We start from the raw sequence: 21,152 nt of genomic DNA, 5'->3' as shown, positions 1-21,152 counted from the left end.
GTTCCCAACGAAAGTCCAATATCGCACCGCGCTGTCGATTTTGCCGAGGTCGGCGCGCAGGTCAGACTGGGCCCAGCGGGGGGCTGGACCATCCTGCATCACGAAATGGATGCCAAGGTTGGCGGCCAGCTCGCACAGCTCGCCAGCCGGATGCTCGACGGCTTTGCCAAGAAGAGGGCGGATCAGTTTTTATCGAAATGTCAACAGGTTGCCGGGCCAAGTGGAAGTGACGCATCAGTGGGCGCACCCGAAGAAGGCGTCAGGACAGGATGGTTCGGCCGACGGAACAAGGTGCGACAGGACCGCGCGATATGGGGATCCGCTCGGGAAACCGCCCGACCGGCGCGGCGTGTCATCGCAATCCGTCCTGGCCCTTGACCTGCCAGGCTTCCAGCCCGCCCATCCGGGAATGGACCCGCCCGCCGCAGGACATGGCAAGGACAAATACGATCTCGTCCGCGCGCGGCCCGTCGGGCAGGCCAACCTCGATCCCGTCGAAATGGCTGCGCACATAGGCGGCGTTGATATGGCCCAGCGGCACGTCCAGCCGGGTGCCGACACCGCCGCGCTTCATGCAGGACGGCACGATTGCATTTGACTCGCCCAGAAGTCCGCGCATCGCGTATCCCCCCGGCACATGCCAGAGCGCGGCGTGCTCCAGCTCGCCGTTCTCACCCACGACGGCGCCTTTGCCGTAGCCGTCGATCGCCTCCTTTCCGCCAAGCGCCGCGATCAGCCGTTCGCTCATTTCGGCACCCAGCGGTTTCAAATCCTCCATCGCGGGCTGCAAATCCGCCTCAAAGCGGCCCGCAAAGGGGTTCGCGACGCAGGCCAGGATGGCGCCCAGACGGCGCGGCGTCTCGGGCGGGGTGCCGCCGTCGTGATGCACCTCTTCCAGGGTCAGCTGCATCTTGCGGATGGAAAAGTCAGGCATTGCTCAGGGCTCCTTCGGAATGGGTTGCATGGACAGTGCGGCCTGCAAGGCACAGCACCGCCTCCTGGATCAGGCCCCGGCGACACAGCCCGCGGGCAAATGCCTGACCGCGTGCAAGGGCCGCGGCCACCTCGGCCGGGTCGAGCCGGCCCACATGGGTCGTGACCAGCCGACAGCCCAGGTCGCTGTCGGGGCTGAGGGTGTTGGCCGGGACCCGGCGGATGGCGGGATGACCGGGCAGATCGACGCTGTTGGCGATCAGCGTCGCGGCAACGTCCGCAGCAGCCGCCGTCGCGGCGGCGACGGTGACGGCGTCCGCGATGCCCAGCGAATGGCTGCGCCCTTGCCAGCCCGATGTCGCAAGGCCGCGCACCGGATCATCTGACATGATGTTGATGGACCCCGCTGGCCCCTGCGCCGTGATCTGCTGCCCCGGCGCAAGGTGAAACGCCACGTCGCCGCCGTTGTTGATATAGACCTTCTGGGCCTGCTGAACGTCCAGAATGGCCGCAAGCATGTCGTCCGCGACCGCCCCGGCGACGGCGGCCATCGGCGTGACGAATTCGGCCCCGTAGGGCGAGACCGCCGCGACCATGCGTCGTGCCACCGGGTCGGTCACGACGGTCCTGTCGTCGACCGGGCGGCGCAGCATCGGCAATTCGGCGGCAAGACCCGACAGAAGCGTGCGAAACCGCGCCGTCGCCGCGCGGTAGCAGGCGGTGACATCGCCCCCGGTGACTTCGATGATCAGGTCGATGGGGCCGTGATGCAGATGCATCCGCCGTCCGTCGGGCAGGATATGCGCCTGCGGTCCTTCGCTCACGATCCGGTTCCGATCACGCGCGAGGCGCGGCCGTATTCGCCGCCCCTTGCCAGAACGTCATCCAAGTCCCGCACCTTGCCGCTGTGCCCTCCCAGCGCCTCGTAATCCGCACGGCGCACGGTAAATTCCAGCGGCGCCACGAGCGCCGGTGTGGGCACATAGCCGAACGCCCCCGCGGGCACCTCGGTCACGTCCACCATCACCGTGATCCCGCCCCCCGGCCAGCGATAGGTCGGCGCCCCGCCGATGGTGACGCGGGTGCGGTCCTGTTTCACCGAATTGGTCAGGTGGATCGGGTTGCGCGTGACGCCAGACCGCAGCGAGCCGCCCGCGCCGCCCATGAACAGCACGGTACAAAGGGCCGGTTCGCAGTTTTCCGCGATCAGATCGACCGAAGGTTTCAGCGCCTCGGGCATCGGCTGTGCTTCGGGCTCCAGATCGTCATTGAGCACGTAATAGGCCGAATGTTCCCCCGTGGTCGACACCATGAGCAGCGACAGTCCGGGACGTGCGCCCTTGGCCGCGCGCCACGGGCCGAGGATCTTCAGCGGGTCGTCGATGTCGGTCCCACCCCAGCCCAGACCCGGCTCCGCCACCTTGAAATAGCGCCCCGGCGTGGAGCGTCTGCCGTTGATCTTGATGCCGGTTTCGGGCCAGTCGATCACCTTGCCCGCCTGGTGCTCCGACACGACGCCGGTGATGTGGTCGTCCACGACCACGACTTCGTCCACCAACCCCTGCCATTGTACCGCGAACATGCCGATGGTGGCCGACCCGCATCCGACCCGCATCCGGGTTTCCTGCCGACCATCCACGATGGGGGCCGCACCGGCCTGCACGACAACGGTTGAGCCGCCGTCGATGCTCAGCTCAACCGCCTCGCCGTTGCACAGGCGCAGCAGCGTGTCGCAGGTCACGCGGCCTTCGGACTTTTCGCCGCCGGTCAGGTGGTCGACCCCGCCGAGCGACAGCATCTGCGAGCCGTATTCCGATGTCATCACATGGCCCACCGCTTCGCCCTGTGCGCGGACGGTGGCGGCCTCGGATCCCAGGTGCCTGTCGGTGTCGATCTTTACCTTGACGCCGCAATAGGAAAAGATCGCCTCGGTCACGACCGTCACGAAATCCACCCCGTCGATGTCGCGGCTGACGATGAAGGGGGCCGGTTTGTAGTCGGGGTATGTGGTCCCCGCGCCGATGGCAGAGACAACGATGTCATCGCCCGAGGCGGTGGTGCCGTCCCAGTCCGCGGCGAGGAAGGGTTTGACGGCATCGCCCTTGGCGATGCGCCGGTCCAGGATGGTCAGCGGATCGCAGCGCACGATTTCGCCACCCTGGTTCGCATAGCGGTCGCAGGCGCCTGCCCGGCCTTCGGCGATGTAGCACATCACCGGGCAGGCGTCGCAGCGGATTTTCTCTGGCTTGGTCATGTCTGTGACGCCTTGATCGCGGCCAGCACGCGATGGGGCAGCGCCGGCACCTTGGTGATTTTCGCCCCCGAGGCATCGCGGATCGCGTTCAGGATCGCGGGCGCGGTGGGGATCAGAACGTGTTCACCCAGCCCTTTTGCCCCCATCGGCCCTTCGGGGTCGGGTTTTTCGATCAGGATCGAGGTGACGGGAGGCATGTCGCCGATGGTGGGGATCAGATAGTTGTGCAGATTTTCGGTCAGGCCGGGCAGATATTCCTCCATCAGCGCCAGGCCGAGCCCCTGGGCGATGCCGCCTTCGATCTGGCCCTCGGCCAGCAGCGGGTTGATCGCACGGCCCACGTCATGCGCGGCGACGATGCGGCGGACCCGCGTGGTGCCAAGCGCCAGGTCCACCTCGACCTCGGCCATCTGCGCGCCGTAGCCGTATACGGCATAGGGCGTGCCCTGGCCGTCGGCGTCGAGCGTCGTGGTCGGCGGATCGTAGGTTTCCTCGGCCGCGATGACATAGCCGTTGTCATCCGCCTTGAGGCCGGTCAGGTCGATTTCGCCTGTCTGATTGCCCTGTGTCACGGTCAGCCTGCCGTCGTGCAGGGTGATCGCGTCCGCGTCGGACAGGTTGGTCTGGCGCAGGATCGCGCCGCGCAGGGATCTGCCCGCAGCCTCTGCCGCGCGGCCGGTGATGAAGGTCTGCCGCGAGGCCGACGTTTTGCCGCAGTCGGGGGTCAGGGCGGTATCGGGGCCGATCAGGTCGATCGCGTCGATGGCGATGCCGATGGCGTCGGCGGCGATCTGGGTGATCACCGTGTTCGCCCCCTGCCCGATGTCCGTGGCGCCCTGGTGCAGCTTCAGCCGCCCTTCGGCGGTGATGCCGATGCGGATGGTCGACGGATTCGGCAGCGCGGTGTTGCCGCAGCCGTACCAGCAGGAGGCGATCCCGAGACCGCGCTTGAGCGTGGTAGAGCTGGCGTTGAACGCCGCGACCGCCTCTTGCGCGTCCTGCCAATGCGGCGCGAGCGCCTCCAGACAGTCCACCAGCCCCACGGCCTGCATCACCTGCCCGCAGGGCGACCTGTCACCGTCCCGCAGGGCATTCTTCACCCGGAACGCGAGGCGGTCCAGCCCGCAGGCGAGCGCGAGTTCGTCGTAGAGCAGTTCCTGCGTGATCGCCGCCTGCGGCACACCAAATCCGCGAAACGCGCCCGAGGTGGGGCCATGGGTGTGCACCGCCCGGCTGGTGGCGCGGTAATTGGGCGTCAGATACGGCCCCGAGGCATGGACCGGCACGCGGGTCGCCACCGTCGGCCCCCAGCTGGCATAGGCACCCGTGTTGAATTCGCCGTGAAAGGTCATCGCGGTGATCCGACCTTCGGCATCCGCGCCGATGGTCGCCTCCATCGTGCCGGGGTGCCGCTTGGTGCTGGCCTGCATGGATTCGGTCCGGCCAAAGACCATGCGACAGGGTTTGCCGGTCTTGAGCACGGCGAGCCCAAGAAGCGGCTGCAGCGTCACATCCAGTTTCGCGCCGAACCCGCCGCCCGCCGCCGCCGGAATGATCCGCAGCCGGTTCTGCGGCAGGCCGAGAACCCTTGCGGTGTCTTCAAGGTCCATGACCGGGGCCTGGGTGCAGGCCTGAATGACCAGCGTATCGCCTTCCATCCAGGCGGCGCCGGCTTCGGGTTCGATGTAGGCGTGTTCGACATAGGACGTCTCGAACCGGCCCGTGACGACATGGGCCGCCGCCGCCAGCGCCGCATCGGGTGCGCCGCAGGCGACACGCCCCCGGATCAGCGTGTTCTCGGGCCGGTCACCGTGCAGCTGCGGCGCGTCGGGCATGACGCCTTCGGTTTCGGTCAAGACATGCGCCAGCGGCGTCCAGGTCACGGGAAACCGGCCCAGGTCCAGCGGTTCCACCGCGGCGGCCTCGCCCACAACCAGCGCCACCGCCTCGCCCCGGTAGCGCGCGACCCCTTCGGCCAGCGCGGGCTGGTCGGCCAGCGGCGGGATCACGCCATAGCGGTTTTCACCCTCGATGTCGGCGGCGGTGATGACACAGGCGATGCCGGGGGTCTTCGCCGCCCAGGCGTCGATGTCGCCCAACTCGAAACTGGCGTGGTAGTGCGGGCTGCGGACCGCGCGCACCAGCAGCGCACCTTCGGGCGCGTAGTCCGCCCCGAAGACCTCGGTGCCGTCCACCTTGCGCTGTCCGTCGAGCCGGGGAATGGCGCGCCCCACGGAACGCCCCGCCGCCACGGCCTGCGGCGCGTCGGCGGGGGCATTCGCCGTGCGGACCGCCGCGATGATCTTGCGGTAGCCCGTGCATCGGCACAGCACCCCGGCAAGCGCGTCTTCGACCTGCGCCTCATCCGGCTGGGGCGTCTGGCGCAGCAGTTCCATCGCCGCCATCATCAGCCCGGGCGTGCAGATGCCGCATTGTGCGGCCCCCTTGGCCAGAAAGGCCCGTTGCAGCCGTGCGCGCAGGTCAGGCTCGGCCGTCTCCAGGGTCTCGACCGTGCGGCCATCGGCCTGGATCGCCGGAACAAGGCAGGCGCATTCCTGGCGTCCGTCGATCAGCACCGTACAGGCGCCGCAGTCCCCCGCATCGCAGCCGACCTTGACGCTCTTCAGGTTCAGCTCCTCGCGCAGGACCTCGGACAGGCGGCGGCCCGGCGCGGTCGGGACGCGGCGTGCGGTGCCACCGATGGTCAGGGTGATGTCGCTGTTGTTTTTCGGGTGGACGTTCATGCGGCCTCCGTCAGATCCTGCAGGGCCGCGAGCGTGCGGCGCAGCAGTTCCGCCGCGCCGATGCTGCGGTAGCCCGCCGTGGCGCGCATATCGTCCATCGGGCGCAGCGCGGCGGCGACATCCGCATCGGTCACGCGGGTCGCATCCAGCGACGCGCCGATCAGCGCCGCCTCGACCTGCGGCAGACGTGTGGCCACCGGCCCGCAAGACCCGACCGCCAGGGCCGCCTGCGCCACAACGCCATCGCGCAACACGATCCGCGCGGCGGTCATGGCGATGGAGATCACCAGGCAGTGGCGCGCACCCAGTTTCAGAAAATGCCCCTGCCCCGCCAGTGCCGCTTCGGGGATCACGACAGCTGTGACGATTTCGCCGGGTGCCAGAGCGGTCCGGCGGGGGCCGGTGATGAAATCGCAAAGCGGCAAACGGCGCGTGCCGTCGGCACCGGCGATCTCGACCACCGCGTCCAGCGTCAACAGGGGCGGCACCCCATCCGCAGCCGGCGATGCGTTGCAGATGTTGCCCGCGACGGTGCCACGGTTCTGGATCTGCCGCGCGCCCACTTCACGTGCGGCCAGCTGCAACCCGGCGCAGGCACAAGGCAGGTCGGCGCGGATCACGTCGGTCCAGGTGGCGGCGGCCCCGATCCGCAGGCCGTCGGCGTCCCGGCGGATGCCGCGCAGCTCGGGAATGCCCGTGATATCGAGAATCGGCCCCGACAGGGTCTTGTGCTGGTTGACCGCAAAGAGGTCGGTACAGCCCGCCGCGATGCGACAGCCGCCCTCCTGAAGACGGTCCAGTGCCCCTTGCAGCGTGTCCGGTCGGTGGTATTCGGCGGTATCGGTCATGGCTGTCCCGATTGTTGGTACACAAGCAGATGTTGCGGGAGCCTGCGCAAACTGTCAATAATTTAGCTATGAGTGAAACAGAGATCACGAACGACGCCTACCAACTGTCCACGCAGGTCGGGTTCAACCTGCGCCGGGCGAACCAGCGGCATGTCGCGATCTTTGCGCGCCATGTCGATGGGTTGACGCCGACACAGTTCGCGGCACTGGCGCGGCTCTATGAACAGGGGACGTTGTCGCAGAACCTGCTGGGCCGGGAAACGGCCATGGACAGTGCCACGATCAAGGGTGTGGTAGAGCGGTTAAAGGCGAAGGGCCTTGTGACCTCCCGCCCTGACCTGAACGATCAGCGGCTGCGGCTGGTGGAACTGACCGCCGACGGCAGGTCACTGTTCGAACATGTCGAGGCGCAGGCCCTGGCCGCGCGGGCCGAAACCATGGCGCCCCTGACCGCAAAGGAAGCGGCACAGTTCGAGGCGTTGCTGGCCAAACTGGTCTAGCCAAAGTCACTATGGGTCGTCCTGGCCGGGTTCGTCCGGATTGTCACTGAAAAGGGCAATCTTGTTTCCTTGCGGGTCACGCAGGTAACAGACGTAGAAATGCGCGCCATAGGAGGCGCGGAACCCCGGCGCGCCCTCCGCCGTGCCGCCCGCCGCTAGCGCGGCGGCGTAGAGCGCGCGCACCTGGGCCTGGCTGGCTGCCTCAAACGCCGTCATGGACCCGTTTCCGGCGCTGGCCGGTTTGCCGTCGAACGTCGGTTTCACGTAGAAATCGGGCAATACGGGGCGCTTGCCCGGCGTGACCGGCAGCGCATAGCTCAGGCCCTCGGGCCCCTGGCTGAACCCGTAACCCAGCGCAGGCAGCACCGCGTCGTAGAAGCGGCGGGCGGCGGCGATATCGTCCGCTCCGACGGTGACATAGGCGATCATGCGGCCCGAACTCCCCGCTTGTTCCGAGGTGCGTCAGACCCCCACATATGTTTCGAACAGGCGCCGGTCGCCGCGCAGCAGATCGGTGTCCACCACCTCGCGGCCATGACCGTTTTCGATAAAGGCGACGCGGTCGGCGATCTGCAGGACCGCCTCGATCCGCTGCTCGACCAGGATAATCGCGACACCCGCGTCCCGCATCTTTTCCACTGTCTCGCGGATAAGCTGGATCATCGACGGCTGCAGCCCCTCGGTCGGTTCGTCCAGCAGCAGCACCTTCGGCTCAAGGCAGAGCGCACGCGCCGTGGCCAGCATCTGCTGCTCACCGCCCGACAGCGTCTCGGCCCGCTGGTCCAGCCGTTCGCGCAGGCGTGGAAACATGTCCAGCACACGCGCGCGGGTCTCGGCCCCCCGGCCCCGCGTCATCAGCCCGATCTGGATGTTCTCGGCCACCGTCATCTCGGTGAACAGCCGCCTGCCCTGCGGAATGTAGCCGATGCCGTGGCGCGGGACCTCATGGGCGGGCAGCGTGCTGATCGGGCTGCCGTCCAGGCTGATCTGTCCGGCGCTCAGCGGCAACAGGCCCATGATCGCCTTCATCGCGGTGGATTTGCCCGCGCCATTGCGGCCCATCAGGCACAGGACCTCGCCCGCGCGGACCTCTAGGCTGAAATCAAACAGCACCTGGATCGGGCCATAACCGGTTGAGATCTTGTCGAGTTTCAGCATCATCCAGTCCCCAGGTAGGCGTCTTGCACCGCCCGGTTGCCGTGGATTTCATCGGGCGTGCCGGAGGCCAGGATGCGCCCCATGTCCAACACCGTGATCCGGTCGGCCAGCGCCATCACCACGTTCATATTGTGCTCGATCAGCAGGATGGTGGTTTCCCCGGCAAGCTCGCGGATTAGCGCGTTGAAGCCCTCGATCTCGCTTTCTGCCAGGCCCTGTGTCGGCTCGTCCAGGATCAGCAGACGGGGCCGCTGCGCCACGCCCATGGCGATCTCCAGCAGGCGCTGGTGGCCATAGGCCAGGTCTCCGGTCATCTGGTCGGCGCGGTCGGCCAGCCCGACCCGGTCGAGTGCGGCCAGCGCCGCCGCCCGGTCGCGGCTGCGCAGCGCCAGCGCCAGATTGTCCGCCAGTGACAGACGGGCATAGACCGCCGTGATCTGGAAGGTATAGGCCATGCCGCGCCGGATGCGGGCATGGGCGGGCAGCGCGGTCACATTCTGCCCGTCGAACCAGACTTCGCCGGAACTGGCGGGAATGCGGCCCGAGATCATGCCGACAAAGGTGCTTTTGCCGGCGCCGTTCGGCCCGATCAGCGCGTGGACCTCACCCTGCGGCAGGGCGAAATCCACCCCGTCGACCGCCGTCAGCCCGCCGTAAATCCGTGTCAGCGCCTTTGTCTCAAGCAATGTCATGGCAGCCACGCCACCCAGCGTTTGCGGATCTCGCCCACCAGACCGGCCCGGGCGAACAGCGTCAGCAGCACCAGCACCACGCCCGCGATCAGCATATAGGCGTTGGTCAGCCCGCTGGAATAGTCGATCAGGTAGAACATGAAGAGCGTCCCGACCAGCGGCCCGATGGTGGTGCCCGCCCCGCCCAGCAGCACCCAGAGCAGCGGAAAGATCGAATATTGCACCGAGGTGAAGGTCGCCCCGACATAACCGAAGAGCACCGCGTACCCCGCCCCTGCAGCGCCGGAGATGGTGCCGGAGATGATGACCGCCGCCAGCTTGTGCCGGAACACGTCATAGCCCAGCATTCGGGTGCGTTCTTCATTCTCGCGCACGCCGATCAGCACGCTGCCGAAACTCACCTGCATCATCCGCGCGGTGATCAGCAAGGCGGCAGAGAACAGCAGCAACGCCGCCAGGTAGCGTGTGGTCGGCGCCGTCAGGTCCAGCCCCGCGATCTGGCGGGCGGATTGCGCGATGACAAACCCCTCGTCGCCGCGCGTCCAGGCCCCGAAGTAGAGCACGGTCAGATAGCCCGCCTGCGCGAACATCAGCGTCACGATCATGAAGGCCACCCCGATCGTGCGCAGCGCCAGCAGCGCCACCACCGCGGACAGCACGGCGGCGCAGATCAGGCCCACGGCAAAAGCGGGGATGACACCCAGCCCGCCATGTTGCATCGCCAGACCCAGCCCGTACATGCCAGCGCCAAAGAACATCGCATGGCCCAGGCTCAGCAGCCCGGTATAGCCGAACAGCACGTTATACCCGATGGCATAGGTCGCCAGCACCATGATCCGCGCAAGATTGCCCTGGTGATAGCTGGGCAACACGAAGGCCAGCACGAACAGCAGCGCGATCAATCCAAGATGCAGCAGGGTGGACCGGGTGCCGATGCTCATGCCGGTTTCTTTCCGAACAGGCCCTGCGGGCGGAACACCAGTACGAGGGCCACCAGCAGGGTTGCGATGATCTTGGCCAATGTCGGGCTGAGAAAGACCGAGATGATGCCGTCGGACATGCCGATCAGCACCGCCGCCAGAACGGTCCCGCGAATGGACCCCAGCCCGCCGATGATCACCACGATAAAGCTCAGCAGCAGCGGGTCATGGCCCATCAGGTAATGCGCCTGCTGGATCGGCACGATAAGCACGGCGGCAAGCGCGGCCAGCCCCGCGCCGAGGCCAAAGACGATGGAATAGACCCGCGACACCGGAATGCCGAAGGCCAGCGCGGTTTCGCGGTCCAATTGCGTGGCACGCATGATCAACCCCGCCTTGCTGCGCGTCATGATCAGCCAGAAGGCCAGCAGGATCACGATGGCGGCGCCGATCACGAACAATTTGTAGCTGTTGGTGCTCAGCCCCCAGGGATAGAACATGGCGAAGCCGTTTTCGCCCCATTCGAACCAGGGCAGCGCGATGCGGTGGCTGAAGGGCGGCTCCACGGGCCGCGCCTCGGGGCCATAGGTCATCAGTGCCGTCTGTTGCAGAATATAGAGCACCCCGATGGTGCCGACGATGGTCGCTTCGGGGTCGTATTTCACCGGCTTCAGGATCAGACGGTCCACCAGCACCGCCACCAGCGCCGCGATCAGCGGCGCCAGCGCCAGCGCGGCGACGAAACCCACCGCAGGGTGCCCGCCGATGGAGGTCGCCACAAACCAGGCGACCACCGCGCCCAGCATGAAGAATTCGCCGTGCGCCACGTTGACCACGCGCATCACGCCAAACACCAGGCTGAGGCCAAGCGCCGTGAGTGCCAGCACCGCAGCGCCAACGGCGCCTTCCAGTACGGCAAGAAGAAGGTGAGGTCCGAAATCCATGAATATCAGCAGGTTGCGCCGGGGAGTTAAACCCCGGCGCCTGGCCCTTAAAAGGACATGGTCGTGTAATCGACCTCATCGGGATAGAGCGTATCCTCAATAGAAGTCGTGTGCACCTTGACCAGCTTGCCCTCTTCGACTTTCGAGATGTACTGCACGCCAAAGACCTGGTGGGTCTTGCCGTTGAACCGTTTCGGCCCCTGTGGATGCGCGTCGCTTTCCGGCATGTCGGTCATCGCCTCCACCGCCTCGATCAGCTTGGCCCGATCCTGCGGACCCTGATAGTCCGCGGCCTCCATCCCGGCCTTGATGATGTGCAGGGTTTCCCAGCAGCCAAACATATGGGCATAGGTCGACACATCCTTGGGGTCCGACACGGACGCGCCGTTGGCATCCACGCCCACCGCCTCGCGGAACAGCTTGTCATGGCTGGACTGGTCATCCTGCGCGTAGCGCGGGTTGCCCTCCCAGAAATAGGTGCCTTCCAGGAATTCCAGCCCCGGCGACGCCAGATCGACCGCTTCGAGCGAGTCGATGAAGCCGAAAATCTCGGGCCGCGAGGGGCCGAAGAACTCGCCCAGCTCCTTGACGAAGGTCAGAACGGCGGGGCCGACCATGACGTGATAGATCACTTCGGTATCGCGCGGGATCTTGGGGAAATACTTGGTAAAGGAGGTCTCGGTCGGCGGGATCGCGATCATCTCCAGCACCTCGCCGCCCTGTTCCTCGATCGCCGCCGAGAAATAGTCGCGGTGATCGTGACCGAAGGCGAAGTCGGGGTAGATCATCGTGACCTTCTTGCCCAGGTTCTCCGACACATAGGGCGCCATCGCCTGCACCTGACTTTTCACATCGGTGATGCCGGGTTGCAGGGTGTAGCGGTTCAGCATGCCGCTGGCGACGTGGTGCCCTTCGGAGACCACGAAATAGGGCAGCTTCAGCTCCCCCGCGGCGGGGGCCGAGCCGATCACGACGTGGCTGAACAAGGTGCCGAAGGCCACGTCGCAGTTCGACTGGTTGGCGAATTTCTCCAGCACTTCCGCGCCGCGCTTGGGATCGGTGCCGTCATCCTCGGCCACGATCTCGACGGGTCGGCCATTGATGCCGCCCGCGTCGTTGATCATCTTGACCGCGGCTTCGGTGGTGCGCCCGTACCAGCGGCCATAGGCGGCGCCGATGCCGGTTGAATGCTGCTGAAATCCGATCCTGATCGGGGCGCTTGATTGCGCGCTGGCAAAGCGGGCGGCAAGCGGTGCGGCGGCCAGCAGCCCCCCGGCGGCGGCACCTTTCAGCACGGTACGGCGATTGGTCATCAGTTTACGTGTCATTCCAACTCTCCCTGTTGGGCGGGACCATTTGCGGTTTCCCGTTATTGCCCCTGAATGTTGTTTGCATACATGCAATTTGTCCAGAATTTTCTCAGACGAAGCCGGTGATCACGCAGTTCAGGCCCCTTTCGGCGCCGCCAGCAGCCACAAACCGAGCATTGTATAGGCAATCATGAACACGGACAGCGGCAGGGTTGCAAGGGCCGTGCGGCGGTGGTTGCCGAAGAGATCCAGCGCGATGCGGTGGGACAGCAGCACGGACCAGACATGCCCCAGCACCACCAGTCCGGCCTGCGTGGTCCAGATCAGGCGCACGCTGTCGATGCTGTTGAAAAAGCCGGTCGTGACGCGGAAGGGTTCGATCCCCAGCCAATCCGCCCCCCGCGCGAACGGGTCGCTGAGGGCCGCGATGCTGTATTGGATCTGCACCAGAAAGGAGGTGAGGTAATGCGCCACATGATACACCATCGCAATGGGCAGCAGGCTCAGCGCCAGCCAGCCAAAGGCCTCGGCAAAGCGCAGATCGGTCCGCGCCAGCCGCAGCCCGAGCCAGACCGACAGCGCGAATACCGCGATCAGCGCGGCGCAGGCCAGCACCAGTCCGGCGACCGTCTGGCCCACCACGGCGGAGCGGCCCGGAAACTCCAGCGGGTTCACCCCGATCGTGCCCAGCCACCAGAACGTCTCGTTCAGGCCGTCAAAACTGCCCACGCCCAGCAGACACAGGGCAAAGACGCCTGACGCTGGCGCCGGACGCACCGCCAGAAGTCGCCAGCCGGGGCCGCCCAGCCCCGCCGGGGCCGACAGCCGCAGGGGCGCGAGGCTGGCGTAAGCGGCAAAGATGGCGTGCCCCAGCTCCGCGTGGCGCAGCCAGCCGGGGCCGCACACCACCATGCCGGCAAAGGTCGCAACCCAGTAGATCGCCACGAACTGCGCCAGCCGCGCCGGATCGTCCGGCGCGATGTCCGCCAGCAGGAAGGCCGCGAACCCCAGCAGCAGCGCCACGGCAGGCCAGCGGCCCAGCCCCTCGGGCAGGGTGACGACCGGCCGCAGCTTCCCCAGCAGGCTGTACAGCCCCGTCCACGGATTGATCCAGGCCCAGAGGTTCCCGAACAGGATCGCAAGGCTGACCGTCGCCACCCAGCCCAGGGTCCAGAAGCTGAGCGGCATGAGGTTCGACAGCGGGTCGCGCGGCCCCGCAAACCCCAGGTAAAGGACAAAGCCCATGCCAGCCAAGGAGATCAGGCTGGTGATCTGCCGCGCGGCGGAAAAGTCGCGCGCAGGCCAGCTGCGGTGCCCGAAGAGCGCCAGAACCACAGCGCCCGGCACCGCAAAGAGCGCCAGCACCGTCAGCGCCACCGCCGCCACGCCCGCTGCCGTGTAGACCCCGGTCGGCAAGAGCAACACAAAGCCCTGCTCGGACACATGCGCCTGCGCGGGCAGCGCCAGCAGCCCCGCCAGCTTGACGCCTATGACGATCTCACGCAGTCTCATGGCTGCACTCTGGCGAGGGGACAGGAATTTTGAAAGCGGCTTTTGTTCTTTTCGGGCTGGCGCTGCTGTCCTGCGCGATCTGGCTGACCGGCTTCGGGCGGTCCTCCTCGGCGTTGCTGATCGAAAATGCGCTGGCCCAGCCGATGGACGACACCCGGCTTGGCGCTTTCCTAAGCATCGACAACCAGGGCACGCCCGACCGCCTGCTGGCGGTGTCCAGCCCGGTGGCGGCGGCGACGCTGTATAACCCGGCCAGTGCGGATGGCCTGCCAGTGCCCAGCGGACATTCCGCGCTGGCGCTGGATGCGGCGCATATCGACATCCGCCAGCCCGAAACCCCGTTTGCGCATGGCGCCCTGGTTCCGCTTGTCCTCACCTTTGCCAAGGCGGGTGACGTGACCGTCAAGGCCCGGATGTCGGACCCCGCACAGGCCGGGGCCGCCGGCGAAGTCGGCCTGTTCGGCAGGGGCGACATCTGTGTCGTGGGGGACGGCGAACCGGCCCCGGAGATCGCGATTGACGCCTTGCCCGACGGCGACGGCTGGCAGGTAAAGATCACCGCCCGCGACTTCACCTTTTCCGAAGACCTGATGGGGCTCTACCACGTGCCCGGCACTGGTCACGGCCATATCTACGTCGGCGGGATGAAGCTGGGGCGGCTCTTTGCGCCCGAATACCACATCGGCCCCCTGCCCCCGGGTGCCCACGAAGTTCGCGTGACGCTGAACACCAACGATCATCGCGCCTATGTGGTGGGCGATACGCCCGTCACCGCCAGCACCATCATAACGGTTGACTAAACCCTCCGCTTTCCGATTTTATTGGTATACAAGTGAGTTTGGCGAAAGGCACCGGCGTGAAACAGTCCGAGACGAAGGGCAGCATCATTGGTGTGGATGTCGGCGGCACCTTTACCGACCTTGTGATGGTGGACAGCGCAAGCGGCACCATGCGCATCGCCAAGACACCGACAACCCTTGATAACCAGGCTTTTGGCGTGCTGGCGGCGCTGGAGCAGGCCGAGGTCGCACTGGGCGATGTCGGGCTGATCGTACATGGCACCACTACCACCACCAACGCGGTGTTGGAACGCAAACTGTCGCGCACCGGGCTGATCACCACGGCTGGCTTCCGCGACGTGCTCGAACTGGGGCGGCGGACCCGTCCGCAGGCCTATGGGATGAAAGGACAATTCACGCCGATCATCCCCCGCGATCTGCGGCTGGAAGTGGCTGAGCGGATGGACGCGCAGGGCAACGTGCTGACCCCGCTGGACGAGGACGCTTTGCGCGGCGCGATCAGGCAGCTGATCGACGCGGGCTGCGAGGCGCTGGTGATCCATTTCCTGCATGCCTATGCCAATCCCGCCCACGAGCTGCGCGCGGCCGAGATCGCCGCCCAGGTCTGGCCGAACGCCTACATCACCACCGGCCACAGCCTGCTGTCGGAAAGCCGCGAGTTCGAACGCGGCGTGACGGCAGCGGTCAATGCCTCGGTTCAGCCGCTGCTGGAACGCTATGTGGCGCGGCTGCGCGATGAACTGGCGGCCAAGGGGTATCGCGGCGACGTGCTGGTGATGAACGGCAATGGCGGCATGGTGTCGTCCAAACTGGTCGCGCAGGAGGCCGCAAAGACCGTCATGTCCGGCCCCGCCTCGGGCGTCATGGCCGCCGCCTATACCGGCAGGCGCGCGGGCGAGCCGAACCTGCTGACCTATGACATGGGCGGCACCAGCACGGACGTCGCGCTGATCCGCGACGGCACGCCGCCTGTCTCGAACGAGATCGAGGTGGAATATGCCATGCCGATCCATGTGCCCATGGTGGATGTGCGCACCGTGGGTGCCGGGGGCGGCTCCATCGCGCGGGTCAATGCGGCGGGGCTGCTTGAGGTCGGACCGGAAAGCGCCGGGGCCGATCCCGGCCCGATCTGCTATGGCAAGGGTGGCACGCGGCCCACGATTTCGGACGCAAACATGCTGCTGGGCCGTCTGAACACCGACAAGCTGAACGCGGTGGCGGGGGGCGTCGGGATGGACGCGCTTGCCGCGATCTTTGCCCGCGAGCTTGGGGCGCCGCTGGGGGTCGATGCCCATGGTGCCGCCGAGGCGGTGATCCGTCTGGCCAATGCCAAAATGGCGGGCGCGATCCGCATGGTGTCGCTGTCGCTGGGCGCGGACCCGCGCGACTTTGCTCTCTTTGCCTTTGGCGGCGCGGGGCCGCTGCATGCCGCGGCGCTTGCCCGCGAGTTGGGCGTGCCCCGCGTGCTGGTGCCAGCGCGCCCCGGGATCACCAATGCGCTGGGCTGCGCCGTGGCCGACCTGCGCCATGACTTTGTGCAAACCCTGAACCAGCCGCTGGACGATCTGGACATGCCCGCGCTGCACGCTGCATTCGCCGCGCAACTGGCGGAAGGACAGGCGGCCTTGGCGCGCGAAAACGTCACCGTCACGCGTGTCGAACATCATTTCAGCGCCGACATGCAGTTTCTGGGCCAAAGCCATGTGGTGCGGGTGCCGCTGGAAAATGCAACCCCCTCGGCAGAGGCCCTGCGGACCCGCTTCAACGAGGTCTATTGGCAGCGGTTCAAGGTGGACCTGCCGGAGATCCGCGCCCGGATCGTGAACGTAAACTGCTCGGTCATCGGGGTCTGCGCCCCGGTGGACCTGTCGCTGCTGATCGACGCGGGCGGCAGGCAGGCCAGCGCCACCCCGACGGGCCGCCGCACCGTTCATTTCGATGGCAGCCCCCATGACACGCCGGTCTACTGGCGCGACCATCTGCCAGCCGATGTGACGCTGGACGGCCCCGTCATCATTGAACAACTTGACTGTACCACGCTTGTCCCCCCCGGCGACCGGGTAACGGGCGGCGCGGACGGCAACCTGATGATCCATATCGGAGCGGCGGAATGAGCAGCATCGACCCCATCACCCTTTCGGTCATCCAGGCGGGGCTGCAACAGGTCTGCGACGAGATGGATCTCAGCTTTTCCCGCGCCGCGTTTTCCCCCGTGATCGCAGAGGCGAACGACCGCTCGGACGGGATCTATGCCGCCGAGGATGGCGCGTTGATCGCGCAGGGCGCGGGCGGCTTGCCGGTCTTTGTCGGTACCATGCAGTATTCCACCCGCACATTGATCGAGATGATTGCCGCGGGCACCGCCCCTGCCCCGCAGCCCGACGACATCTATATCGTGAACGACCCCTACCTGGGTGGCACGCATCTGATGGATGTCCGCTTTGCCCGGCCGTTCTACCGCAACGGTGAAATCTTCTGCTGGCTCAGCAACACGGGGCATTGGCCCGACACGGGCGGCGCCGTGCCGGGGGGCTTTTCAGCGTCGGCCACATCTGTCGAACAGGAAGGGCTGCGCCTGCCGCCGGTGCGCCTGTTCAAACAGGGCGTGCTGGACCCGGAGATCTACGCGATCATCTGTTCCAACATCCGCGTGGCCGACCAGCGCATCGGCGACGTCAAGGCGCAGGCCGCCGCGCTGATGGTGGGCGAGGAGCGGCTGAATGCGCTGCTGGACCGCTACGGCGACGACGTGGTGCGGGCGGCGATTGCGGAGCTGCGCCATCGGGCCGAGGCCCAGATGCGCAACCTGATCGACGAAATTCCGGATGGGGAATATACCTCCGCCGCCTGGATCGACAGCGACGGCGTGGTGAACGAGCCGCTGGCGATCCGGCTGAAGATCACCAAGACGCCCGGCCATCTGACCTTTGACTTTGCCGGCAGCAGCCCGCCCTGCATGGGGCCGATGAATTCGGTGCTGGCGACCACGCTGTCCTCCGTCTACCTCGCGATGCGCCACATCTTTCCGCAGGTGCCGATCAGCGCGGGCGCGTTCGAACCGCTGGAGGTGATCCGCCCGGTCGGGACCTTCCTTGATGCGCAGTACCCGCGTCCGGTGTCGGGCTGCGCGGCCGAGGTCAGCCAGCGCATCGCCGAAGCGGTCTTTGCCGCGCTGGTCGAGGCGCTGCCGCACCGCGTGACCGCCGCCCCCGCGGGGACCAGCGGCAATTTCGCGCTGGGCGGGCATGACCCGATGACGGGCCGGGATTTCGTGATGTACCAGCTTTCGGGCGGCGGCTACGGCGGCAATGCGGACCATGACGGCATCGCCAACGGCTGTTCCACCATCGGCATCTCCAAGGCCCCCCCGGTCGAGATCATGGAGCAGAATTTTCCGGTGCTCTACCACCGCTATGCTCTGCGCGAAGGATCGGGCGGCACCGGGAGGCATCGCGGCGGTCTGGGGCTGGATTATGAGCTGGAACTCAGGCGCGGTGACGCCCGGGCGAGTTTCGTGATGGACCACGGCCGCTTCGGGCCGCAGGGCGCGCTGGGCGGTGGCGATGGCGCGGTGAACGAGGTCGAGGTCTGGCGCGACGGTGTCCGTTACATTCCCGACCATCTGTCCAAGGAACAGGATATCGCGCTGAAAGCGGGCGACCGCGTGCGGGTCAAGACCCCCGGCGGCGGTGGTTTCGGCCCCGCCTCCGAACGTGACCCGGCGCTCAGTGCCGAGGATGAACGGCTGGGCCGTACGTAAGGCCCTGTATCCGAAGTATGTTACATTGGCCATTTGCCCCCGGATCGCTTGAGATCCGGTTCGCGCCCGACCCCGCCCCCCAGGGCGGGCGCGAATTATTCGAACGTTTCGATCTTTTGCAACCTTTCGCTATGACCGGATCGCGCACCAAGCCTCACCATGCCCGCCCTCGGGGCCGGGCGCGAACCTCTGTCGTGCGTCTGTATCAATGTAATGTAGTTTGATTCCGGGCACCCCTGGACCGCGCCCTGCGCCCCCTGCCCGGCCCGTCAGACGGAATAGCTGGGCAGCAGTTGGAACGCATCGCGCAGCGCGTCGCCCCAGCCGGTGGAGATGGACTGATACACCGGATCGTCCTGCCCCACGCGCTTTTGCCGCGATGTGTCGAAAGACCCCGTTTCGTACACCATCAGGTCAAAGGGCAGCCCCACCGACAGGTTCGATTTCACCGTCGAATCGAAGGAAACCAGCAACAGCTTGATCGCCTCTTCAAAGCTCATCCTGCGGTCGTAGGCGCGCACGAGAATCGGTTTGCCGTATTTCGTCTCTCCGATCTGGAAGAACGGCGTATCGTCGGTGATCTCGATGAAATTGCCCTGGGGGTAGACCAGAAAGACGGTCGGCGGCCCCTCTCCGATCTGGCCGCCCACGATGACCGAGGCGGCAAACTGGTCGTCGGAGGTCTGCCCGCCCGGCGAACTTTCCGCGATGACTTCCTTCAGCGTCGCCCCCACCAGGCGCGCGACCTGAAACATGGTGGTCTGACGCAGGATGCTCGGGTCGCGGTCCTCGGGCGACTTGGACCGTTCCTCCAGCAGGCTGATCATCGCCTGGGTCGTGGCAAGGTTGCCTGCGGTCATGATGGTGATGACCCGTTCGCCCGGCGTGGACCAGGTGAACATCTTCTTGCTGGTGGCAAAGTTGTCCACGCCCGCGCTGGTGCGGGTGTCGGACATAAAGACCAGCCCCTTGTCGATCCTCATCCCGATGCAGTATGTCATCCGATTTTCCGATAATGCCGTGCGTGTCAGAATTACTGCTGCACCTGCAAAGATACAATCAGTTCTTCTTCCGCCGCGCCCAACCGCAGCCCTTCGATCGGCGACGCGTCGCGCGCATCCCGCCCGATGGCGATCCGCACATAGCGTTCGTCCGGCGAATAGCCGTTGGAGATGTCGAAGCCGACCCACCCCAGCCCGTCCACATGCGCCTCTGCCCAGGCGTGGGTGGCGTCCTGGTCCACCCGGTCGTTCATCATCAGATAGCCGCTGACATAGCGCGCGGGAATGCCCGCGACCCGCGCGGCGGAGATGAAGATCTGCGCATGGTCCTGACAGACCCCGCCACCGCCGCTGGTCAGCGCCTCTTCGGCGGTGGTGTGGCTGTGGGTCGCCCCCAGCGTATAAGGGACCTTTTCCAGGATCGCGGCGGACAGGCCATGCAGCCCGTCCAGCGTCGTGTCGTAGCGGGTCAGCACGCCCGCGATATCGCGGATTTCAGCGCCCGGTTCCGTTGCTGCTGTCGGTTCCCTGAAGTGCCACAGCGGCGCGCGCGTATAGATCTTGCCCGTTACGCCATCGGCGCATTTCGTCTCGACCGATCCGGATGCCCTGATCGACAGCGCCTGCCCGCCGGGGTCGAGGCTGACCAGATCGACGTGGTTGCCGTAATGGTCGATGTACTGGTTTTCGATCTTGCCGCCGCTGACGGTGACGGACCAGTCAACGACCTCCTGCACACCCGAGGACAGCGGACGCAGTCGCACCTTTTGCAGCGCATAGCTGACCGGCGCGGTGTAGAGATACTCTGTCGTGTGGCTGATCTCGATATGCATCTATCCGTTGAACCTGTAATCCTGCTCGATCTGCTGGGCAAGCCGGGCGGTGTCGTCGATCACCGTCTCGACGAATTCGTGCAATCCTTCCTCAAAGATCGACCCGATGTCGCGGCCCTTGAGCCGCGCCAGCAGTTGCTCGGCCATATCGTTGGACGGTTTGCGCATCTGGTATTCCTCTGCCAGCAGACCGAGGTTCGCGGCGATCTGGTTGGCACAGAAATTCAATGACCGTGGCATCCGGGAATCGAGGATCAGGAAATTCGCGATGGCGGGGGCGGTAAAGTCGTCCTCCACCGCCCAGCGGAAGGACCTGTGTGCCGAAACGGAGCGCAGCACGGTTTCCCATTGCACATTGTCCAGCCGGCTGCCGACAAAGGACGGCGACGGCAGCAGCGAATAATACTTCACGTCGATGATGCGCGCGGTGCTGTCCATCCGTTCGACCGCAATCCCCAGGCTGCAAAAGTCGTAGATGTCATTGCGCAGCATCGTCCCGTGCAGCGCGCCCCGCACCAGCGCCGCCTGCTGCCGGATCACGGCAAGCACGCGGGGCACCTCGGTTTCCGGGACCGGATCCTTCAACAGGTCCGAGAACATCATCCAGGTGTCGTTGACCGCATACCAGACCTCGGTGGTCAGGGCGGTGCGTGTCAGCCGGGCGTTGTCGCGGGCGGCCTTGATGATCGACAGGACCGAACTGGGGTTGTGCGCCTCGCGCAGCAGGAAATTGATCACCTGGCTGCTGTCGTACCCGTCATGACGCGCCTCGTAAGTGTCCTGACTGGCCGAGGTGACGATCACCGATTTCCATTCGGCCTCCGCGTCGTTGGAGCGGGTCAGCGCGATGCGGAACCCCGCCTCCACCAGCCGGGCGATGTTCTCTGCCCGCTCAAGGTAACGGAACATCCAGTACAATCCACCTGCGGTCTTTCCCAGCATA

The 21,152-nt window shown here is 66.1% G+C and carries 20 protein-coding genes; 5 read left to right on the top strand and 15 right to left on the bottom strand.

Annotated elements, in window-relative coordinates; translation table 11 throughout:
- Positions 1 to 18: 18 nt before the first annotated feature.
- Entirely contained in the window at positions 19 to 378 is a 360-nt protein-coding gene (locus FIU94_RS21195) for an SRPBCC domain-containing protein (protein ID WP_152467066.1), read from the top strand.
- Here FIU94_RS21195 and FIU94_RS13945 read toward each other — a convergent pair.
- Genes FIU94_RS13945 through FIU94_RS13925 form a run of 5 tightly spaced genes read right to left on the bottom strand, consistent with a single transcriptional unit; the run spans position 353 to position 6,779 of the window.
- Positions 353 to 934: an amino acid synthesis family protein gene (locus tag FIU94_RS13945; protein WP_152466361.1), complete on the bottom strand. Its 582-nt coding sequence runs from the start codon at positions 932 to 934 to the stop codon at positions 353 to 355. The two genes, FIU94_RS21195 and FIU94_RS13945, sit on opposite strands and share 26 nt — an antisense overlap.
- Entirely contained in the window at positions 927 to 1,757 is an 831-nt protein-coding gene (locus tag FIU94_RS13940; RefSeq protein ID WP_254702545.1) for a UPF0280 family protein, read from the bottom strand. Before FIU94_RS13940 ends, FIU94_RS13945 begins: the two co-directional genes overlap by 8 nt.
- Entirely contained in the window at positions 1,754 to 3,187 is a 1,434-nt protein-coding gene (locus FIU94_RS13935) for a 6-hydroxynicotinate reductase (protein WP_152466360.1), read from the bottom strand. Before FIU94_RS13935 ends, FIU94_RS13940 begins: the two co-directional genes overlap by 4 nt.
- On the bottom strand, positions 3,184 to 5,931 hold the full coding sequence (locus tag FIU94_RS13930) for a molybdopterin cofactor-binding domain-containing protein (RefSeq protein ID WP_152466359.1): 2,748 nt from the start codon (positions 5,929 to 5,931) through the stop codon (positions 3,184 to 3,186). The genes FIU94_RS13935 and FIU94_RS13930 overlap by 4 nt, the downstream gene beginning before the upstream one ends.
- On the bottom strand, positions 5,928 to 6,779 hold the full coding sequence (locus tag FIU94_RS13925; protein ID WP_152466358.1) for a xanthine dehydrogenase family protein subunit M: 852 nt from the start codon (positions 6,777 to 6,779) through the stop codon (positions 5,928 to 5,930). Before FIU94_RS13925 ends, FIU94_RS13930 begins: the two co-directional genes overlap by 4 nt.
- A gap of 68 nt (positions 6,780 to 6,847) precedes the next feature.
- Between FIU94_RS13925 and FIU94_RS13920 the strand changes: the two genes are divergently transcribed.
- Complete coding sequence (locus FIU94_RS13920) at positions 6,848 to 7,279, top strand: MarR family winged helix-turn-helix transcriptional regulator (RefSeq protein WP_152466357.1); 432 nt, start codon at positions 6,848 to 6,850, stop codon at positions 7,277 to 7,279.
- 9 nt (positions 7,280 to 7,288) lie between these two features.
- Here FIU94_RS13920 and FIU94_RS13915 read toward each other — a convergent pair whose 3' ends face one another.
- The 7 genes from FIU94_RS13915 to FIU94_RS13885 form a co-directional block, all read right to left on the bottom strand.
- A complete protein-coding gene (locus tag FIU94_RS13915; RefSeq protein ID WP_152466356.1) occupies positions 7,289 to 7,708 on the bottom strand; it encodes a VOC family protein in 420 nt (139 codons plus the stop codon).
- A 33-nt stretch (positions 7,709 to 7,741) separates the two neighbouring features.
- On the bottom strand, positions 7,742 to 8,437 hold the full coding sequence (locus tag FIU94_RS13910; protein ID WP_152467064.1) for an ABC transporter ATP-binding protein: 696 nt from the start codon (positions 8,435 to 8,437) through the stop codon (positions 7,742 to 7,744).
- Positions 8,437 to 9,129: an ABC transporter ATP-binding protein gene (locus tag FIU94_RS13905; RefSeq protein WP_152466355.1), complete on the bottom strand. Its 693-nt coding sequence runs from the start codon at positions 9,127 to 9,129 to the stop codon at positions 8,437 to 8,439. The genes FIU94_RS13910 and FIU94_RS13905 overlap by 1 nt, the downstream gene beginning before the upstream one ends.
- Entirely contained in the window at positions 9,126 to 10,070 is a 945-nt protein-coding gene (locus tag FIU94_RS13900) for a branched-chain amino acid ABC transporter permease (RefSeq protein WP_152466354.1), read from the bottom strand. The genes FIU94_RS13905 and FIU94_RS13900 overlap by 4 nt, the downstream gene beginning before the upstream one ends.
- Positions 10,067 to 10,993, bottom strand: coding sequence for a branched-chain amino acid ABC transporter permease (locus FIU94_RS13895; protein ID WP_152466353.1), 927 nt, complete (start codon positions 10,991 to 10,993; stop codon positions 10,067 to 10,069). The genes FIU94_RS13900 and FIU94_RS13895 overlap by 4 nt, the downstream gene beginning before the upstream one ends.
- A gap of 47 nt (positions 10,994 to 11,040) precedes the next feature.
- Positions 11,041 to 12,321, bottom strand: coding sequence for an ABC transporter substrate-binding protein (locus FIU94_RS13890; RefSeq protein WP_152466352.1), 1,281 nt, complete (start codon positions 12,319 to 12,321; stop codon positions 11,041 to 11,043).
- 117 nt (positions 12,322 to 12,438) lie between these two features.
- The gene (locus tag FIU94_RS13885) at positions 12,439 to 13,815 is read right to left on the bottom strand and encodes a hypothetical protein (RefSeq protein ID WP_152466351.1); all 1,377 of its coding nucleotides are present in this window, start codon (positions 13,813 to 13,815) and stop codon (positions 12,439 to 12,441) included.
- A 29-nt stretch (positions 13,816 to 13,844) separates the two neighbouring features.
- Between FIU94_RS13885 and FIU94_RS13880 the strand changes: the two genes are divergently transcribed.
- Genes FIU94_RS13880 through FIU94_RS13870 form a run of 3 tightly spaced genes read left to right on the top strand, consistent with a single transcriptional unit; the run spans position 13,845 to position 18,375 of the window.
- A complete protein-coding gene (locus tag FIU94_RS13880) occupies positions 13,845 to 14,615 on the top strand; it encodes a copper chaperone PCu(A)C (protein WP_152466350.1) in 771 nt (256 codons plus the stop codon).
- Positions 14,616 to 14,671: 56 nt separating this feature from the next.
- Positions 14,672 to 16,729 carry a hydantoinase/oxoprolinase family protein gene (locus FIU94_RS13875; protein ID WP_302848706.1) on the top strand — a complete coding sequence of 686 codons (2,058 nt, stop codon included), beginning with the start codon at positions 14,672 to 14,674 and terminating at the stop codon, positions 16,727 to 16,729.
- Positions 16,726 to 18,375, top strand: coding sequence for a hydantoinase B/oxoprolinase family protein (locus tag FIU94_RS13870; protein ID WP_152466349.1), 1,650 nt, complete (start codon positions 16,726 to 16,728; stop codon positions 18,373 to 18,375). Before FIU94_RS13875 ends, FIU94_RS13870 begins: the two co-directional genes overlap by 4 nt.
- Positions 18,376 to 18,644: 269 nt before the next feature.
- Here FIU94_RS13870 and FIU94_RS13865 read toward each other — a convergent pair whose 3' ends face one another.
- From FIU94_RS13865 to FIU94_RS13855, 3 genes are read right to left on the bottom strand one after another with little or no spacing between them, the layout of a single operon-like run.
- Entirely contained in the window at positions 18,645 to 19,376 is a 732-nt protein-coding gene (locus tag FIU94_RS13865) for a peptidase (protein WP_152466348.1), read from the bottom strand.
- A gap of 32 nt (positions 19,377 to 19,408) precedes the next feature.
- Positions 19,409 to 20,209, bottom strand: coding sequence for a transglutaminase family protein (locus FIU94_RS13860; protein ID WP_152466347.1), 801 nt, complete (start codon positions 20,207 to 20,209; stop codon positions 19,409 to 19,411).
- A complete protein-coding gene (locus FIU94_RS13855) occupies positions 20,210 to 21,151 on the bottom strand; it encodes an alpha-E domain-containing protein (protein WP_152466346.1) in 942 nt (313 codons plus the stop codon). It lies immediately after the preceding gene.
- Between the last annotated feature and the right edge of the window lies 1 nt (position 21,152).

It is taken from the genome of Sulfitobacter sp. THAF37, from assembly GCF_009363555.1.
GTDB lineage: Bacteria > Pseudomonadota > Alphaproteobacteria > Rhodobacterales > Rhodobacteraceae > Sulfitobacter.
The sequence above is the reverse complement of the archived record's forward strand: the minus strand, read 5'-3'. Positions and strand labels throughout refer to the sequence as shown.

Excerpts from the sequence above, each read along its gene's own strand:
- FIU94_RS13870 (WP_152466349.1), top strand. The coding sequence starts at position 16,726 with ATGAGCAGCATCGACCCCATCACCCTTTCGGTCATCCAGGCGGGGCTG.
- FIU94_RS13920 (WP_152466357.1), top strand. The coding sequence starts at position 6,848 with ATGAGTGAAACAGAGATCACGAACGACGCCTACCAACTGTCCACGCAG.
- FIU94_RS13900 (WP_152466354.1), bottom strand. The coding sequence starts at position 10,070 with ATGAGCATCGGCACCCGGTCCACCCTGCTGCATCTTGGATTGATCGCG.
- FIU94_RS13885 (WP_152466351.1), bottom strand. The coding sequence starts at position 13,815 with ATGAGACTGCGTGAGATCGTCATAGGCGTCAAGCTGGCGGGGCTGCTG.
- FIU94_RS13935 (WP_152466360.1), bottom strand. The coding sequence starts at position 3,187 with ATGACCAAGCCAGAGAAAATCCGCTGCGACGCCTGCCCGGTGATGTGC.
- FIU94_RS13860 (WP_152466347.1), bottom strand. The coding sequence starts at position 20,209 with ATGCATATCGAGATCAGCCACACGACAGAGTATCTCTACACCGCGCCG.
- FIU94_RS13910 (WP_152467064.1), bottom strand. The coding sequence starts at position 8,437 with ATGCTGAAACTCGACAAGATCTCAACCGGTTATGGCCCGATCCAGGTG.
- FIU94_RS13895 (WP_152466353.1), bottom strand. The coding sequence starts at position 10,993 with ATGGATTTCGGACCTCACCTTCTTCTTGCCGTACTGGAAGGCGCCGTT.
- FIU94_RS13930 (WP_152466359.1), bottom strand. The coding sequence starts at position 5,931 with ATGAACGTCCACCCGAAAAACAACAGCGACATCACCCTGACCATCGGT.
- FIU94_RS13865 (WP_152466348.1), bottom strand. The coding sequence starts at position 19,376 with ATGACATACTGCATCGGGATGAGGATCGACAAGGGGCTGGTCTTTATG.
- FIU94_RS13890 (WP_152466352.1), bottom strand. The coding sequence starts at position 12,321 with ATGACACGTAAACTGATGACCAATCGCCGTACCGTGCTGAAAGGTGCC.
- FIU94_RS13925 (WP_152466358.1), bottom strand. The coding sequence starts at position 6,779 with ATGACCGATACCGCCGAATACCACCGACCGGACACGCTGCAAGGGGCA.
- FIU94_RS13915 (WP_152466356.1), bottom strand. The coding sequence starts at position 7,708 with ATGATCGCCTATGTCACCGTCGGAGCGGACGATATCGCCGCCGCCCGC.
- FIU94_RS13945 (WP_152466361.1), bottom strand. The coding sequence starts at position 934 with ATGCCTGACTTTTCCATCCGCAAGATGCAGCTGACCCTGGAAGAGGTG.
- FIU94_RS13855 (WP_152466346.1), bottom strand. The coding sequence starts at position 21,151 with ATGCTGGGAAAGACCGCAGGTGGATTGTACTGGATGTTCCGTTACCTT.
- FIU94_RS13905 (WP_152466355.1), bottom strand. The coding sequence starts at position 9,129 with ATGACATTGCTTGAGACAAAGGCGCTGACACGGATTTACGGCGGGCTG.